The organism is Ruegeria sp. HKCCD8929, assembly GCF_013031405.1.
Lineage (GTDB): Bacteria > Pseudomonadota > Alphaproteobacteria > Rhodobacterales > Rhodobacteraceae > Ruegeria.
On record NZ_WPZY01000061.1, the window covers coordinates 1 to 13914 of the forward strand.

Consider the following 13914-nt stretch of genomic DNA (forward strand, 5'->3'; position numbering starts at 1 on the left):
ACTTCGGCGTTCCCTCGCCCTTGAGCAGATCCCAGGCCTCATCGATGACGATGCCTACCGGTGTTGCGCGCGATGTCCGGTACATCAGCTCGGTGCCAAGGAACATCACGATCTGCAGGACAACCGCCTCCAGACCGCGCTGGCCCTTGATGTCGCTCAGCTCGACAACCGTCAGCGCCTCATCGAGCTTGATATTCGCGGGTCCCTGGAAATACGCGCCATATACTCCACCCCGCGAATAGGCATTGAGCTTGAGAACGATGTCCGGCAGCCGCTCGTCCGATTTGGACAGCTTCTCGAGGTAATCCCTGACATCGGTGATCTCGCCCTCGGGCCCCTTGGCATCCCAGACGGCGGTGATCGCCTCGGCGATGTATTCTTCCTCGATCTCCTCGACCCGTCCGCCGCGATAATCCCCAAGCCGCGCCATGGTGACCACCACCTGGGTGACAAGCTCGATCGCGTCCGCCCGGTATTCTTCGTTGTCCATGGCCTGCGCATCAAACAGCGAGAACGGGTTCAGGCGGTTTTTCTTGGTGCCGTCGAACGCGATGTGCTTGCCGCCGAGGATCTCGGCTGTGGTCTTGAACGAGTAGCCATCATCGATGATCAGGACGTGGCCGCCGGTCGACACGATCCCGAAAGCCATCTCCTGCATGAACACGGACTTGCCTGAACCGGACGTGCCCGTGACCGCCATGTTGTAGTTCGCGGAACTGCGGAAATTGTCGAACTGGAACACCTGGCCCTGCCGGCCCAGCAGCAACATGCCGGGCCCGCGCGAGTTGCCGGTCCATTCGCCGTGCAGCGGCATGAACGCCATCGCAGCGGAGCCTTTCAGGAGCCGCATGCGCTGGTTGCGCTTGAAGTCCACCATCATCCTGGACGAACAGCCAAAGGGAAGGCTGGCCAGAAACAGCGGCAGCTGCAGGTAGGTGTCCTTCGACATACGGATGCGCTGGCGGCGATAGATCGATTCCATCTCTGAGGCTGCAATCTGCCCGTCTGCCGCACCGCCTTTGTTGTAAGCTACAACCGTATAAAGCGTCTCGAACAACCGCTCGCCCGCATGAATTTCCTGGTCAAGCTCGTCGAATTCGCGTTTCTTCTCTCCGAACCGGGGCGTGAACTTGGACCATTGGCTGCTCTCGGCGTGTTCGTTCTTGCCCCGCTTTCCGACGACAAAAGAGGACGTCTTCTGCACGTTCATCGCCTGCATCGTGAACGCGGTCAGAACCGGGCCGGCCGGCCTGTCCATCAGTCGAACGGCATCTCCGTTGAGAGACAGGCCAAGCCCAAAGGCCCATTCCGGCGGATAGGCGGTGATCGAGGACACCGTGGCCGACAGGTCGGGATCACCGGAGAACATCAACGCATCGCTGCTGACCTTCAGGGTCGCGCCCGGCACCTGGAAATTGAGCGGCATGCCTTCGTCATAGGCTTCCTCCGCCCAGTCTGCCTCGCTGCCCTTTGGCCGGGACACATGCAGCAGCTCCCGCAGGAGCCCCAGCAGCCGGCGCGGCTCGACATCCTCGCACCAGCTCACGGTGGTGAACACGTTGCGCAGCCCAGACCGCAGCGTCTGCAGCTTCTTTTCCTGATCGAGCGTGATGTCGGTATTGTCGATCCAGGCGGCCAGGAACACATGACGGTCAAACGGGATGGCCCTTGCACCGCTCACCTCGGAGCCAAACCGGATATCGTTAAAATGATGCACGCGCTGCTCGATCATCTCGTCGATGAGATCCGAGCGCCCTTGCCGCGCTTGTTTCCAGGCGCCGCTCAGCTGTTCGACATTCGGCGAGGTCCAGTTCAGCACCTGGAAGGTGGCGTCGGAGGGCAGGTTCTGGTTGATGACACCGCCGACATTTTCGGCCAGATCCGCCCGGCCAACCGCCGGGCCAACCTCCATCAGAAACCCGGTCCCATGCTCGAAATGGTAAAGACTGGTCTCGGGGTCATAGACCCGGTACGGCAAGATATCGGAGAGCACTTCCCCATCCATCAGCTCCGGTGTCTCTTCGGTCCAGGGTGTGTCGCCAAAGAGCCCCGACATTGCCTCTTTCATGAAATTCATTTGCCCCTCCGATCCCGGCGCGCACGCCCATCTGTCAGCCTGTGCGGGAACGGGCGCCCGGCCTGGTCGATCAGCTTCCAGCAATAGTCGCGAACCGCCTGGGCCCATTCCTGCGGCACCCAGTTGTTCATCTCCACAAACCCGGCCTCGCGGCGGCTCTTGCGGATCTCCGCCATCCGTTCCGCCTTCTCGCCCCGCCCGGTGGCGGGCGTCTTTCCGTCTTTCCTGTCGCTCATCACTGACGCCACTTGCCTTCCTGGATCACGAAATGAACAAACCGCGCCTCATGCAGGATGCCGCCATCGTCGAGGATCGGCGCGATCCACAGCGTGCCCACGACTTCCGGAGACCTGTAGGCCGCCGCGTTGTAGGGAAAGCCGCCATCCGGTAGGCCCTTGGCCCCGCCTTTCCCGACCCAGAGCGGGTTTTGGGTGAGGGTCTTGACGGCTGTGTCTTCGGGACGCTCCGCAATCGACTGGGCGCCGACCGCGCCGGTGCCATCGACGGCCGCGATCGACGTACAGGGCGATCCGGCCTGCGCCTCACAGAGAAAGTCTTTTTCCGTGTTGGACGCGGTGCAGGCCGCCATGAGGCCGATAACCGGCAGGACCAGAAGGTGCTTCATGAGCCCTTCTCCTTTTTTGGAATTACGGGTGAAATGACGACGCGTGGCGTGCAGGCGTTTGGGTCGGCTAACCATCGGAGGAATCCTCCGGCACTGCGGTATCCGGCAACGGCCAACGCTTCAGGGAATAAACGTGCAATGCACCTTCGAACACGACTGCCGAGAAACACGTTGTCCACGTTAAGCCAAAGAGCCAGACATCCCGAGCAGGAAGGCGCCGGCCGTGATCGCCGCGATCCGCCAGGACATCGAGGATGGTTGGGCACCTGTGGTCCAGATCGTCTCTACCGGGGAAGCGCTTCTGAAACGCCGTCTGGAATGCCTGGATCCCGACGAAGATCTCATGGAGGGAGCGCTCACTCCGCGTGAGTACGTCATCTCATACCTCGAACGCGCCTTTCCCGTCACACAACAGGTCCTCATCGAACAGGAGGATGGATCGGTGCTGTCCCAGCCTTTGCGGGACGAGAATGGCCAACTGGTGATTTCGCGCGAGGCCGAGGCGCTTCGCGACGCCGCGCTCGAGGAAATCATGTTGCTGGCGCCGGTGCCGTCAGCGCTGGATCAGATCATCTGGGCCTTTGGCGAGGACGATGTGGCCGAGGTCACCGGCAGAAGCCAGCGCCCGGTCAAGGACGGCTCGGACAACATCCGCATTGCCCGCCGGGGCGCCAGTGCAAACGCAGCTGAGACCCGCGCCTTCATGTCGGACACCAAGCCGCTGTTGATCTTCTCGGATGCGGGTGGGACCGGCAGATCCTACCATGCCGCCGCAACAGCGGTGAACCAGAAGCGTCGTCGCCATTACCTGCTTGAGCCGGGATGGCGTGCGGATGCCGCGATCCAGGGCCTCGGACGGACCCACCGGGCCGCACAGGTGTCAGCGCCATTCTTCCGGGTCTGCACCAGCAATGTGCATGGGGAGAAGCGCTTCACCTCGACCATCGCCCGCCGCCTGGACACGCTCGGTGCGCTTACCAAAGGGCAACGCGAGACCGCATCCCAAGGGCTGTTCCGCGCCAGCGACAATCTCGAAAGCCCGATCGCGCGCGCCTGTCTGCGCAGCCTCTATGGGGATCTTGTCCGTGGCGACTGCGAGGCCATGACCTATGACGCCTTCACCAGCTGGACCGGGCTGAAGCTGACCTCCGAAGAGGGCGTGCTGCTCGATGAGCTGCCCCCGATCCAGCGGTTTCTGAACCGGGTTCTGGCCTTGCCCATCGACATGCAGAACGCGCTCTTTGCCGAGTTCATGGACAAGATCGAGACGGCGACCCACCGCGCCCGTGCTGCCGGCACGCTCGATGTTGGCCTCGAGATCCTGCGCGGAGACCGCATTAACGCCGCGGAGCCGCAGGAGCTCCGCCGCTGTGAGGTGACCGGTCAGGTCACGTCGCTGGTGCCGCTCACCATTGAAAACGCCCTCAGCTACGCCACGGCAGACGAAATTCTCGATAACCATCCAAGACTGTCGCCGATGAGAAACGCCGCGTCCGGTTCCGTCGCCCTGATCAGCCCGCGCGCACGACAGGTCTATGACGGCGATGGCACTCTCAGCTTTGAGCGCCGCATGGTGCGGCCTGCGAAGAAGGGGTACCTGACCGAGCAGGAGTTTGAGCGGTCGAACTGGGAGCCTGTCAGCGTCGACGCCTTCCGTTCATTATGGGATGCGGAAGTCACGCACCTTCCCGACTCTGAGACCCGCCAGCTGCAGCTCCTGACCGGGCTCATCCTGCCGATCTGGACCAGAATCCCCGGTGATAACACTCGGATCTACCGGGTGCAGCCGGAAAACGGCCCCGCCTTGCTTGGCCGCGCACTGCATGAGGATCAGGCCGCCACCCTCAGAGGCCGTTTCATGAAACTCGACGAGGCGAGCAGCCCGGAGGATCTGTTGCGCATCGTGCTCACCACCGATCGCGCGGTCGATCTCGGCAACGGATACAGCCTTCGCAAACGCCGCGTGGCCGGCCGGGACAGGCTGGAGCTCTCCGGGGTTGCCCGCGAGACCTTGCCCTGGCTCAAGTCACTGGGCTGCTTCACCGAGATCCACCAGTACCAGCTGCGCGTGTTCCTGCCCTGGCAGGAGGGGGAGGAGGCTGCGGCACTCGCTGCGCTCACCCGGATTGTCGGTGGTCCGAACGCCGAGCCGGATGCGATCGCAGCCGAATGACACCCCTGACCCGGGTCTCTTGAATCATCATCCGGGTCAATTAAAAATGCAATTGCAATCCCGAACCATCCCGGAGGCCCCACCCATGCACAAAAAAGATCTGCTCGAGCGCAAACCGGTCCGGAAAGCGCAACAGGAGGATGCCGAGATCAGGATCGACAAGGATGAGGACTGGAAAGGGGAGCGGGTCATCAAGGTTTCATCGAAGCGGGAGAACGCACGCTCCAAGCCGTTCAAGAACCGCTCGAGAAAATACGCGTGAGCCAAGGGCGTTATGGGATGGAACAAAACACCCACACATTTGATAGCCTGACCCTGGATGACACCTGTCCGGTCTATCGCAGGGCGGTGTTCCTGCTCAACGAAGCAAGGCACGACGCAAAACGGGATCAGGCGATCACATATGCAATGCGTGTGTTGTCCAACTACGCCGCCATCGGGAAAGACGCCGGCTCGGGCACGCTCAAGAACCAGAACAAGCGTGTCAGCGTTGCAGCGAAAGCGCTGCTTGCCACTGTAAAGACCACGCGAATCTGGCAACAGCACACGATCAACGAGCATCCGCTCCCGCTGAAGGAAAGCTGGGACTGGATCGTGAGGGGCGCGAAGACGCTGCAGCCGACAGACGTCTGGGAACATTTTAGGTCGGATCCGATGATCACGATTACTGGGGGCGAAGATCGTCTGTTGAGCGAAAAGGGGTTGAAGTCAAAAGGAGGCCCCGGCAGACATGGGTCGGTTGGGATTGAGCCGGTGTGGCTTGTATCGACACCACAGGAGATCATCAGGAGCCGAAGGGCCAAAAAAGCCGCGAAACCGGGAGGACGATGAACATCGATGACACACGACCAAGGCAGCCGAAAAGTGGATAACTGGCCGGACATCGAAGATGAAGCCTGGGAATTCATCCGCAGGGGCGAGCTTGGCCTGGCCGAACACAAAGCCAGGGAGGCGCTTGAACAAGAGCCAAACGCGATAGACTGCTATGTGATCCTGTCGAGGGCGGCACGCACGCAGGCCGAAAAGGTCGCCCTCCTGCGCGAAGGCGCCCGTATTGGCGACGAGCAATGGGAAAAGGAAATCCTTGCCGCACCGAGTGATGACTTCACCTTTTGGGCCAATATTGACACGCGGCCATTCATGCGGGCACTCCAATCCCTCTCGCTGGCCCTCGCCACCGACCCGAGGGAGGGCACGCTCGAAGAGGCCGTCGCGATCTGGCGGAAGCTGTACAAGATATGTCCCAACGACAATCTGGGCGTTCGGTTCCTGATCCAGGAATATGAAGCCAACGGCAAGGTTGAACTTGATGGTTATTGACCTCTCCAACGATGTTGCATGGCCAGTATTATGACCGCTCGACTTCAACCATCGTCCATCCCTGATCAAACACCGTCCGATGGTTCCTTACAGACGAATAAGACAAGACCTTGTTACGAGTGAAAATCTGTGTTGTTCTGCTTGACGTTAGGGAAAGGTCAGTTGGGGCGTGGCGAGGGCCACAGGCTGAAGCATGGATGTCGTCGATCTCAGCACGCTGCCGCCGTCGGACACGACATACGCAAAATTCCTCTACCAGGTGCGCGAACAGCTCGAAATGGACCATGCGTCCTACGCCGGGCTCAACCCGTCTGCCGGAACGGTTCATGGACATGTGACCTACGACGATGCCTGGAAGCTCCACTATGTGGAGCAAGGCTTCCAGATGATCGACCCCACCCTGCACATGACGAAGCGCTCAGTGGCGCCGGTCGATTGGAGCCGGCTGCAGAACAGCCCGAATTTCGACAGGGTGTTTCGGGACGCCAATGACTTCGGGATTTCAAACCAGGGCATCACCATTCCCGTACGCGGGCCATATGGCGACGTCGGCATGCTCAGCGCTACACGAGACTGCTCAAAGACCGAATGGCAGAAACTGATCCGCCACGTGATCGGAGATCTTCAGTCCTTGGCCGTTCATATCCACGATTCCGTCATGCGCTCGGACAGGATCCACCAACTGCTGCATCACCCCACCTTGTCCAACCGCGAAGTCGAGATCCTGCAATGGGTCGCCGCCGGCAAGACGCAGCACGAAATTGGCGACATCCTGTCGATTTCGCACCGCACCGTCGAGGTGCACCTGCGCTCCAGCAGGGAAAAGCTGAACGCGCTCACCACGCCGCAGACCATCGCGCGCGCGATCAGGGCCGGGCTGATCTTTCCCGGCTGATCGACTTCTCACCGCCGTTCATCGGCCCGGGATCACTCTTCCTTCTTTCGGCGGTAGCCTTCGATCCGGCAGATCTCGTCGGCTTCCGGGATGGACATCCCCGGCGGCGCCAGCACGGCCTGATCCCAGGCCACTTCCTCCGGCAAGTAGAGCTGGCAGGTCACGACACCTTTTGGGGTTTCAACCTCGACGGGCTTTGTTTCGAAATACTCGGGTGCGGCGCAACCCGACACTGCAGCCGCGGAAACGATGAACGGAAGGGTGATTGGCGAACGCATGGTGAGGAGCTCCACGGGGTTTAGCTTCTTCCTTTTTCCGCAGACATGCCGACCGAAACCGGGTCAGGCAACGCACGGCCTTTCAGGTTGATACACGCGCGGGCCCGGGGTTTGCCGATCACGGCCCTGAATGTCCCAACTTTTCCTCCAGGTGTGCTGATCAAGCCATATTCCGGCGCCTGCGGGGATTGGTCCCGGCATCGCGCCCCGGGGACTTGGGCGGTTTCCGTCCTGCGTCCTGCGTCCTGCGACCGCGCGGAGCCGGCGTCCGGGCGGGCGACAGCGCCGCGCCCAACGACAAAAGTCAAAGAGGGCTTCTGACCGGGTGTTTTCAACCCGATCAGGAGCAAGGAAATGGACTGGACAACGATCAACGAAACCATGCAGCGCATGGCCCGGGAACGGAAAGACGAGCTCGCCGGGAAACGCACCGCCCTTCTTCCAAAGCTGCGCAAGCTGGGCATCGAGCAGATCGAGGCCACCTATGACGGCTATGGCGACAGCGGCAATATCGAGGACGTGATCCTGTTTCCTGAAGGCGTGCGGGGCGATGCCGCGCTCGAGGCGAACCAGCTGGAGGGGCTGGAGGATTTCCTCTGGGCCGTCGCCTATAACCTGAATCCCGGCTTCGAGATCAACGACGGCGCCTATGGCGAGATCAGCTGGGATCTGCGCACCGACAGGATCGACGTGAGCCACAGCGAGCGCTTCACCGACACAAGATACTCAGAGCACGAGGACGTATGATCATGGCTCATTCCTATCATCACGCGGAAAGCTCGGCCCGGAAATTCGGCGGCGTACCGGAGGACTACTGCGCTGTCCATACATGGTTTGACCAGACCAAGGCCTGGCTGCCGACGCCGGCGCACCGCGCCATCCGCCACCACGCCCAGGGTGTTTTCCTCGCCGAACAGGTCTTTGGGGTGACCATCACCAACAGCGCCGGGCGGAAGGTCCCGACCCGGTTTATCGGCGAGCAGCACGTGCGCGAGGATTGCCGCTGCATTCCGACGGCGGCCGACTGGCTGAAGGCGCTGCCGATCGAGAGCTGGATGGTCAATGGCATTCTGCTTCCGGACATCGAGATCGATCCGGATGCGGCGGGTGTCGGCGCATGGCGGCAGGCGGTCGCAGGCCGCCAGACCCTTCTCGGTCTCAAGGACTGGCAGGACAGTCACCGCATCCGCCAGTGCCCCTGACGGTGAGTGACCCGCCCCGCCTTATCGCGCGACCCCGTCATGGGGTCCGTCCGCGGTAAATCCCTCGTCTTCGAGGACGCCATGTTGCTCCGCCGGCTGGCGGGCAACATGGTGGTTGCTGCTGACATCCGGAGACAGGATGCGCACGTCTCCGATCTGCTTCTGCCGGCATCTGGTGCATTTCAGGCGGGGCAGAATGTCCCGGACGGCGGCATCCGCGCAGGTCAGTTCCAGGAGCTCCGACACACGCAGCTCCGCCCCGTGGCCGCAGGCGCGGCATTCCACCCAGAGATTATGGGACGCAATCACCCTGAGAAGAGTTCCGTGTTTCATGATGGGTCCGTCCCGGGGGGCAGAGGAAAAGATGGCTGATGGGCCTGGTGAATCTCTTCACCAACAGGAGGCCATCATGGGCAAGCCGAAATTCGATGTCTACACACATGTCACCAATCAGATCCTCGCCGAGCTGAAGAAGGGCACCGTCCCCTGGCGCCAGCCGTGGTCAGGCGGGCAGGGGGGTCTGACCCTGCCGCGCCGGGTCACCGGTGCGCAGTATCGCGGCATCAACGTCCTCATGCTCTGGATCGCCGCCATGAACCACGGTTTCAGCGCGTCGTCGTGGATGACGTATAAACAGTCGCTCGATCTCGGCGGCCAGGTGCGCCGCGGTGAAAAGTCGACCACCGTGATCAAATACGGCGAAATCCGGAAGGACGACGGCAATGGTGTCGACGGCGAACCCTCGGTGATCCGCTATGCGCGCGCCTACCGCGTGTTCAACTGCGATCAGATCGATGGGCTCGACGCGCACTGGTACGACCGCCCGGCCGGGATCCGCGATTTCGGCACCGAAAGTGATCCGGAGCTCGACGCCTGGTTCCACAGGCTCGGCATCGGGATCCAGCACAGCGACGAGCCCCGTGCTTACTACGACCCAACCCGGGATCTGATCCACATGCCCCCCGTGCACACCTTCGAGACCGCCCACGGCTATTTTGATACCCTCAGCCATGAATGTGCCCACGCGATCAGCGACGGCCGGCGGCTGAACATCACGTTTCCCGGAAAGACCCGGCGGAACCAGGTTCCGCACCATGAAATCTTCGCCGAGTTGGGGGGCGCCATGCTTTGCGCCCGGCTGGGCATTCAACCGTCCTTCGAGCAGAATGCCGCGTACCTCCAGAGCTGGATCGAAACGCTCGAAGACGATCACAAAGCGATCCTGCGCGCTGCGGCACATGCCCAGGCCGCCGCGGACTGGGCCTTCGACAAGGCCGGGGAGCCTGTTGCACCTTCCGGGCAGGAGGCCGCCTGATGCAAAGCTTTCGCGTCATCCGGGAAATCGACATCGAGGCCGGAACAGCGGATGAGGCTGCAGCACGCGCCCTGGTGATCATGCGGGATCACGACCCGCTCAACACGGCCACCGTGTTCAGTTAAAGCGCGTTGGGTTTAAAGACGTTTGGGGACCCGAAGGCAGGGCCGAGGCAGCGTTTGCGAAGCACAACGCGTTCGGCCATGTCGCAGGGTTCAATGAAACACAACGCGCTCATTGTCGATGGGGAGGGAGCGGTCTCGGTTGTCGATCTCTCGGAAGACGACGATCCGGACTGAGCCGGCTCAGGGCTTGTTGCTGTCGATCCAGCGCGACATCAGCACGCGATCGCGGAAGCATTCGTCCGGAACCACGCTGCGCTTGATCCGGGCGATGCGTTCGGCAAAGGCAACCTGTTTGGAGCTCGGCCGGGGATCCCTGTCCGCGGCAGGCGCCTGCAGCTGGGCATCGATCCAGCGGCTCAGCTCATAGCGGTCCTGCTGAATCTCCCAGGGCAAAACGACGTTCCGCTCCTGGGAGATCCGCCGGGCATAGGCGAGTTGTTTCGGCGTCGCAGGCAATGTCTGGGATGGAACAGTGGCAGTCTGTCCGGACATCAGATTTCCCCCTCTGGCAGCTTGCACCCAGCCTAGAACAAACAGGGGGTTTATTCAAGCATATTGGGGTTGAGGTTCTTCAACCTACCATATGTGGTTCCGGCTGGGCCGCCATCGCTTCCAAGAGAAAGAGGCGGCTCCTTGTCCTTGCGATCCCGGTTGGGGATCGAGACAGACATGGAGGCCACCGATGGCACAAGACAGAACCGTTCATAGCAAAAATCTCGAAGGCAATCTCTGGCGCGACCTGGATGTGTATTACGACCGCGGCGGGATCAACTTTTGGGATTACAGCCAGAAACCAAAAGGCATCTATTTTGCCAGCCAGATCTATCGGCTCAACAGCACCGAGGCCGGTGCCATCCGCAGCTGGTCGACCGGCCAGAAAGGCGACGGTTACCTGCTGATCGTTCCGCTGGACCGCTACAGCCGGAAACAGCTGCGCCTGGTGCGGGAGCGGGTCGAGGCGGATCCCGAGCGCATTCACGACATGCTGGGCCACGGCCAGATCCACCAGCTGAAGCAGTTGCTGGCGGGCGAGGCGCTCATCCCCGACGGCGGCGCGGCGGAGGCGGCATAGCCCTTGCGTGCCGGGTTTGAGGAGACCCGGTCACCCGCAGGCAAGGTCGAGGCAGCGTTTGCGCCGCACAACGCGTTCGGCGTTGCCGGAGGGTCCGGAAGAACCCGACACGCCATAAAGGAAGAGATGTCTTCATGACTTCATGTCCCCGGGGAAGGGGGCATGAGAAGACACCGGCCAGCCTGGCCACCCACCATCATCGAAATCAGGAGACAAAACGATGCTCGACGGAAAAATCACCCGCATGGACGCAGACGACGCATTTGCAGGCGACATCGCCTCGATGAACTTCGACTTCCCGTTCACCATGGTCCCCAACGCGTTCAAGCAGAAGGACAGCCACCCGGACTATGTGATCGAGGTGCAATCCCCGCGTGGCCGCACCGTGCGGATCGGCTCCGCCTGGTCTTCGACCAGCCGTGCCGGCAACGACTATTTCTCGCTCGCGCTGAACATGCCCCAGGGCGTGATCCGCGCCAACGCGGTCCAGGACGAGGAGGCGGGCCCGGGCGAATACCGGATCATCCCGCAGCTGCCCGCCGCGGCCTGAGATCCGCAGCACCGCCGCCGCCCGGCTGCCGCCGGCGGCGGCGCCTCGGCCCGGGTCCCGAGGGATCCGGGCTCAATTTACCGCAAACGGCAAGGGAGACGATGACATGACCGCCATTTATCACGACAACGGCGCAGCCTTCGGGCGCAGAACGCGCGTCTTTCGCGATTGTGCAACGGGGCGCGGCGTCGAGTGGATGTATGGGGTCGATTACAGCAACGGCGATGACCGCTGGTATGGCTTTCATCCTGCCGGAACCGGATCGATCGCAACCCTCAAGCTCGGCGGGATGGTCCTGTCGAGACTGTCCGATTGAGACAAACACCCGGAGGATGAGCGATGACCGCGTTCGAGATGATCGACGATATGACAGAAGCGCTTCGGCGCGGCCGGGCGACCCCCGGCACCGGGACCTGAGGCCAGGACGATGCGGTTCAAACCCTGGCCCCGTCACGCCTTCACCGACACGTCCCGCAAACGGGCCGCACTTCGCAGGAAACAGCGCCTCGAGCGGGAGGCCCTGCCGCTCTTTGCCGACCAGATCGCGGAGGCGCAGCCCGGCGAAGACCAGGTTATGCAGGACCGCGCCGCGGCATGGGACGCTCGGGAGGCACGGGATCGCAGCGCCCGGGCCGCGCAGTGGCGCGACGCCCGGCACATGATCGACGCGCTGCCCGACGCGGAACGCCGTGCCATGCGCAAGCTGTGGGATTGCGCCCCATACCCCGCCGACCCTTCGCGCCTGCTGGGCGTGCTGCACAGCTACAGCCTTGGCCGGCTGGATCTCAAACGCCCGCCATTTCCCCTGTCGCGCACGGATGCGTCGGGCACGCGGATTGCCAACCTCTTCGCATCGCCGGACCTGTTCGTGACCATCCTGACGGCGCGGGACATTGCCGAAGACCCCGACGCATACCGGCTGGCCGAACGTCACGCGGCCTACCATCATCTGCAAGCCGCCGCGTCCGCAAACAGGGACAAGGACCGGGCGGCGCAGGACCGGGTACTGGCCTCCAGGCTGTTTCTGCGCCTTGGAGATCTGGAGGATGCCCCGGCCTGATAGCACCGCAGGCCGTTGCCCTGACGGCCCCTCCTGCTCGGCTGCGCGTGTCGCAGGAGAGCATCGGCCCCAGGCCGATCGCGCATTCGGCCATGCGGCCTCACCGCGGCGTTGCGCCCAGGTTCCCGGTTTGCCCGTCTCGCGAGCACGGTGCTCCCCGGCCGCTTCGCCGGATTGCGCTCCGGTCTGTTTTGCCCCGGCAAAACGATCCCGCCGCTGCATCCGTCCGTCCGCGTCCGGTCGCGCCGTTTGCCTGCTCGCGTCGGGCACACCTGCCGTCACTCACACACACATGAGTGTGGAAGCATATCCTCCGGATGGCCCCCAAATCAGCCCGCGTCAAGGATCGCGAAACTTTTCGGCGACCGCGGTGGGGTTGGCGGGGCCTGTCCCGTGCGCGCCGGCGCGCCTGTGGCAGCGGACACCCCCTGAAAACTTTCGCGCCCGGCACGCCGGCGGCTGCGCCGTCCCTGACCCGGACAGATTCGGAACCCGGACATTCGGCCATGCCGCCACACTCCCGTGGTGTGCCAACCAATCCCGACACAAGGAGACAAGACCATGGCTTACGACCAAGCGAGCGCCTATGACACCATCGAGCTGTTCGGGCTCACCGAGACAGCCGACGATCTGCCCATTCCCAGTGATGACGAGCTGCGCGACGCCATCGTGCGCGAAACCTTCGAGGCCCTGTTCTCCGGTATGGTCAATACCGGCCTGCACCGGGAAATCGAACCCATCGCACATGGGCTGGCCTCGCTCATCTTCCGCCGCCGGGACGCGGCCGACAAGGACCTTTCCGCCCATGCCGATACCCTGCGCGGTCTCATCCGCGCCGAGGACGGGTCCGAGATCGTCACCATGCAGATCGAGGATACCCAGGCCAGGGCAGACCGGGCCCGCGATCTGCGGGATGCGCTCGACCTGATGGCGGAAACCGCCGCGCAGTGTTACGAGCAACAGACCGGCGCGGCCTTCCTGCCTGCGGCAGGAGGCCGCCGCTCCCGCATGGCGCATCTGAGCGGTGCGGTGTTCGAAGCCCGTCAGTGGCTGGAAACCCACGAGCGCCAGCAGGCCGCGCAGTTCGAAATCGAAGGCACGCCACTGGCCCTTGCCGGGGACCGGGACTGGTCCGATCACACCTATATCTGGGATACGCTGGACAAGATCCGGGTGCGGTTCCGCGACAGCTACGCCTCGGACCTGATCCTCTACCACAAGG

At 62.7% G+C, this 13914-nt stretch carries 20 protein-coding genes; 14 read left to right on the forward strand and 6 right to left on the reverse strand.

Annotated elements, in window-relative coordinates; all coding sequences use genetic code 11:
* The 3 genes from GOX53_RS27460 to GOX53_RS27470 form a co-directional block, all read right to left on the reverse strand.
* Positions 1-2077: TraC family protein (locus GOX53_RS27460; protein ID WP_171182062.1), on the reverse strand; the 2077-nt coding region annotated here is incomplete at its 3' end.
* A complete protein-coding gene (locus GOX53_RS27465) occupies positions 2074-2313 on the reverse strand; it encodes a hypothetical protein (RefSeq protein ID WP_171182063.1) in 240 nt (79 codons plus the stop codon). The genes GOX53_RS27460 and GOX53_RS27465, both read right to left, overlap by 4 nt.
* On the reverse strand, positions 2313-2702 hold the full coding sequence (locus tag GOX53_RS27470) for a TraV family lipoprotein (RefSeq protein WP_171182064.1): 390 nt from the start codon (positions 2700-2702) through the stop codon (positions 2313-2315). The genes GOX53_RS27465 and GOX53_RS27470 overlap by 1 nt, the downstream gene beginning before the upstream one ends.
* A 223-nt stretch (positions 2703-2925) precedes the next feature.
* Between GOX53_RS27470 and GOX53_RS27475 the strand changes: the two genes are divergently transcribed.
* From GOX53_RS27475 to GOX53_RS27495, 5 genes are all read left to right on the forward strand, one after another.
* Entirely contained in the window at positions 2926-4875 is a 1950-nt protein-coding gene (locus tag GOX53_RS27475; RefSeq protein ID WP_371810446.1) for a strawberry notch C-terminal domain-containing protein, read from the forward strand.
* A gap of 85 nt (positions 4876-4960) precedes the next feature.
* The gene (locus tag GOX53_RS27480) at positions 4961-5137 is read left to right on the forward strand and encodes a hypothetical protein (RefSeq protein ID WP_171182065.1); all 177 of its coding nucleotides are present in this window, start codon (positions 4961-4963) and stop codon (positions 5135-5137) included.
* Between the two features lie 17 nt (positions 5138-5154).
* Positions 5155-5706: a hypothetical protein gene (locus tag GOX53_RS27485; RefSeq protein WP_171182066.1), complete on the forward strand. Its 552-nt coding sequence runs from the start codon at positions 5155-5157 to the stop codon at positions 5704-5706.
* A 6-nt stretch (positions 5707-5712) separates the two neighbouring features.
* Complete coding sequence (locus GOX53_RS27490; protein WP_171182068.1) at positions 5713-6195, forward strand: hypothetical protein; 483 nt, start codon at positions 5713-5715, stop codon at positions 6193-6195.
* Positions 6196-6388: 193 nt separating this feature from the next.
* Positions 6389-7090: a LuxR family transcriptional regulator gene (locus GOX53_RS27495; protein WP_171182069.1), complete on the forward strand. Its 702-nt coding sequence runs from the start codon at positions 6389-6391 to the stop codon at positions 7088-7090.
* Between the two features lie 32 nt (positions 7091-7122).
* Here the strand turns inward: GOX53_RS27495 and GOX53_RS27500 are convergent, their stop codons facing one another.
* Positions 7123-7368 carry a hypothetical protein gene (locus GOX53_RS27500; RefSeq protein ID WP_171182070.1) on the reverse strand — a complete coding sequence of 82 codons (246 nt, stop codon included), beginning with the start codon at positions 7366-7368 and terminating at the stop codon, positions 7123-7125.
* A 354-nt stretch (positions 7369-7722) separates the two neighbouring features.
* Between GOX53_RS27500 and GOX53_RS27505 the strand changes: the two genes are divergently transcribed.
* Complete coding sequence (locus GOX53_RS27505) at positions 7723-8115, forward strand: DUF6878 family protein (protein WP_171182071.1); 393 nt, start codon at positions 7723-7725, stop codon at positions 8113-8115.
* A 2-nt stretch (positions 8116-8117) separates the two neighbouring features.
* Entirely contained in the window at positions 8118-8570 is a 453-nt protein-coding gene (locus GOX53_RS27510; protein WP_171182072.1) for a hypothetical protein, read from the forward strand.
* A gap of 21 nt (positions 8571-8591) precedes the next feature.
* Here the strand turns inward: GOX53_RS27510 and GOX53_RS27515 are convergent, their stop codons facing one another.
* Positions 8592-8903, reverse strand: coding sequence for a hypothetical protein (locus GOX53_RS27515; protein ID WP_171182073.1), 312 nt, complete (start codon positions 8901-8903; stop codon positions 8592-8594).
* Positions 8904-8979: 76 nt separating this feature from the next.
* Between GOX53_RS27515 and GOX53_RS27520 the strand changes: the two genes are divergently transcribed.
* Positions 8980-9885: an ArdC family protein gene (locus GOX53_RS27520; RefSeq protein ID WP_171182074.1), complete on the forward strand. Its 906-nt coding sequence runs from the start codon at positions 8980-8982 to the stop codon at positions 9883-9885.
* Positions 9885-10010 (forward strand): hypothetical protein, encoded by a 126-nt coding sequence (locus GOX53_RS30185; protein ID WP_256415917.1) that lies wholly within the window; start codon positions 9885-9887, stop codon positions 10008-10010. Before GOX53_RS27520 ends, GOX53_RS30185 begins: the two co-directional genes overlap by 1 nt.
* A gap of 180 nt (positions 10011-10190) precedes the next feature.
* Here GOX53_RS30185 and GOX53_RS27525 read toward each other — a convergent pair whose 3' ends face one another.
* Positions 10191-10502: a hypothetical protein gene (locus GOX53_RS27525; RefSeq protein WP_171182075.1), complete on the reverse strand. Its 312-nt coding sequence runs from the start codon at positions 10500-10502 to the stop codon at positions 10191-10193.
* 190 nt (positions 10503-10692) lie between these two features.
* Here GOX53_RS27525 and GOX53_RS27530 point away from each other — a divergent pair, with 190 nt between their 5' ends.
* From GOX53_RS27530 to GOX53_RS27550, 5 genes are all read left to right on the forward strand, one after another.
* Positions 10693-11082, forward strand: a complete 390-nt coding sequence (locus GOX53_RS27530; protein ID WP_171182076.1) for a hypothetical protein — start codon at positions 10693-10695, stop codon at positions 11080-11082.
* A gap of 220 nt (positions 11083-11302) precedes the next feature.
* Entirely contained in the window at positions 11303-11632 is a 330-nt protein-coding gene (locus GOX53_RS27535) for a DUF736 family protein (RefSeq protein ID WP_171182077.1), read from the forward strand.
* Between the two features lie 106 nt (positions 11633-11738).
* Complete coding sequence (locus tag GOX53_RS27540; RefSeq protein WP_171182078.1) at positions 11739-11948, forward strand: hypothetical protein; 210 nt, start codon at positions 11739-11741, stop codon at positions 11946-11948.
* 111 nt (positions 11949-12059) lie between these two features.
* A complete protein-coding gene (locus GOX53_RS27545) occupies positions 12060-12692 on the forward strand; it encodes a hypothetical protein (RefSeq protein ID WP_171182080.1) in 633 nt (210 codons plus the stop codon).
* Positions 12693-13253: 561 nt separating this feature from the next.
* Positions 13254-13914, forward strand: a 661-nt coding sequence (locus GOX53_RS27550) for a DUF2493 domain-containing protein (RefSeq protein WP_171182081.1), incomplete at its 3' end; no start/stop codon positions are given.

What these genes read in the sequence shown, in the direction of transcription:
- GOX53_RS30185 (WP_256415917.1), top strand. Translation starts at nt 9,885, where the DNA reads ATGCAAAGCTTTCGCGTCATCCGGGAAATCGACATCGAGGCCGGAACA.
- GOX53_RS27545 (WP_171182080.1), top strand. Translation starts at nt 12,060, where the DNA reads ATGCGGTTCAAACCCTGGCCCCGTCACGCCTTCACCGACACGTCCCGC.
- GOX53_RS27505 (WP_171182071.1), top strand. Translation starts at nt 7,723, where the DNA reads ATGGACTGGACAACGATCAACGAAACCATGCAGCGCATGGCCCGGGAA.
- GOX53_RS27530 (WP_171182076.1), top strand. Translation starts at nt 10,693, where the DNA reads ATGGCACAAGACAGAACCGTTCATAGCAAAAATCTCGAAGGCAATCTC.
- GOX53_RS27540 (WP_171182078.1), top strand. Translation starts at nt 11,739, where the DNA reads ATGACCGCCATTTATCACGACAACGGCGCAGCCTTCGGGCGCAGAACG.
- GOX53_RS27515 (WP_171182073.1), bottom strand. Translation starts at nt 8,903, where the DNA reads ATGAAACACGGAACTCTTCTCAGGGTGATTGCGTCCCATAATCTCTGG.
- GOX53_RS27490 (WP_171182068.1), top strand. Translation starts at nt 5,713, where the DNA reads ATGACACACGACCAAGGCAGCCGAAAAGTGGATAACTGGCCGGACATC.
- GOX53_RS27500 (WP_171182070.1), bottom strand. Translation starts at nt 7,368, where the DNA reads ATGCGTTCGCCAATCACCCTTCCGTTCATCGTTTCCGCGGCTGCAGTG.
- GOX53_RS27465 (WP_171182063.1), bottom strand. Translation starts at nt 2,313, where the DNA reads ATGAGCGACAGGAAAGACGGAAAGACGCCCGCCACCGGGCGGGGCGAG.
- GOX53_RS27480 (WP_171182065.1), top strand. Translation starts at nt 4,961, where the DNA reads ATGCACAAAAAAGATCTGCTCGAGCGCAAACCGGTCCGGAAAGCGCAA.
- GOX53_RS27485 (WP_171182066.1), top strand. Translation starts at nt 5,155, where the DNA reads ATGGAACAAAACACCCACACATTTGATAGCCTGACCCTGGATGACACC.
- GOX53_RS27525 (WP_171182075.1), bottom strand. Translation starts at nt 10,502, where the DNA reads ATGTCCGGACAGACTGCCACTGTTCCATCCCAGACATTGCCTGCGACG.
- GOX53_RS27470 (WP_171182064.1), bottom strand. Translation starts at nt 2,702, where the DNA reads ATGAAGCACCTTCTGGTCCTGCCGGTTATCGGCCTCATGGCGGCCTGC.
- GOX53_RS27510 (WP_171182072.1), top strand. Translation starts at nt 8,118, where the DNA reads ATGGCTCATTCCTATCATCACGCGGAAAGCTCGGCCCGGAAATTCGGC.
- GOX53_RS27535 (WP_171182077.1), top strand. Translation starts at nt 11,303, where the DNA reads ATGCTCGACGGAAAAATCACCCGCATGGACGCAGACGACGCATTTGCA.
- GOX53_RS27495 (WP_171182069.1), top strand. Translation starts at nt 6,389, where the DNA reads ATGGATGTCGTCGATCTCAGCACGCTGCCGCCGTCGGACACGACATAC.
- GOX53_RS27520 (WP_171182074.1), top strand. Translation starts at nt 8,980, where the DNA reads ATGGGCAAGCCGAAATTCGATGTCTACACACATGTCACCAATCAGATC.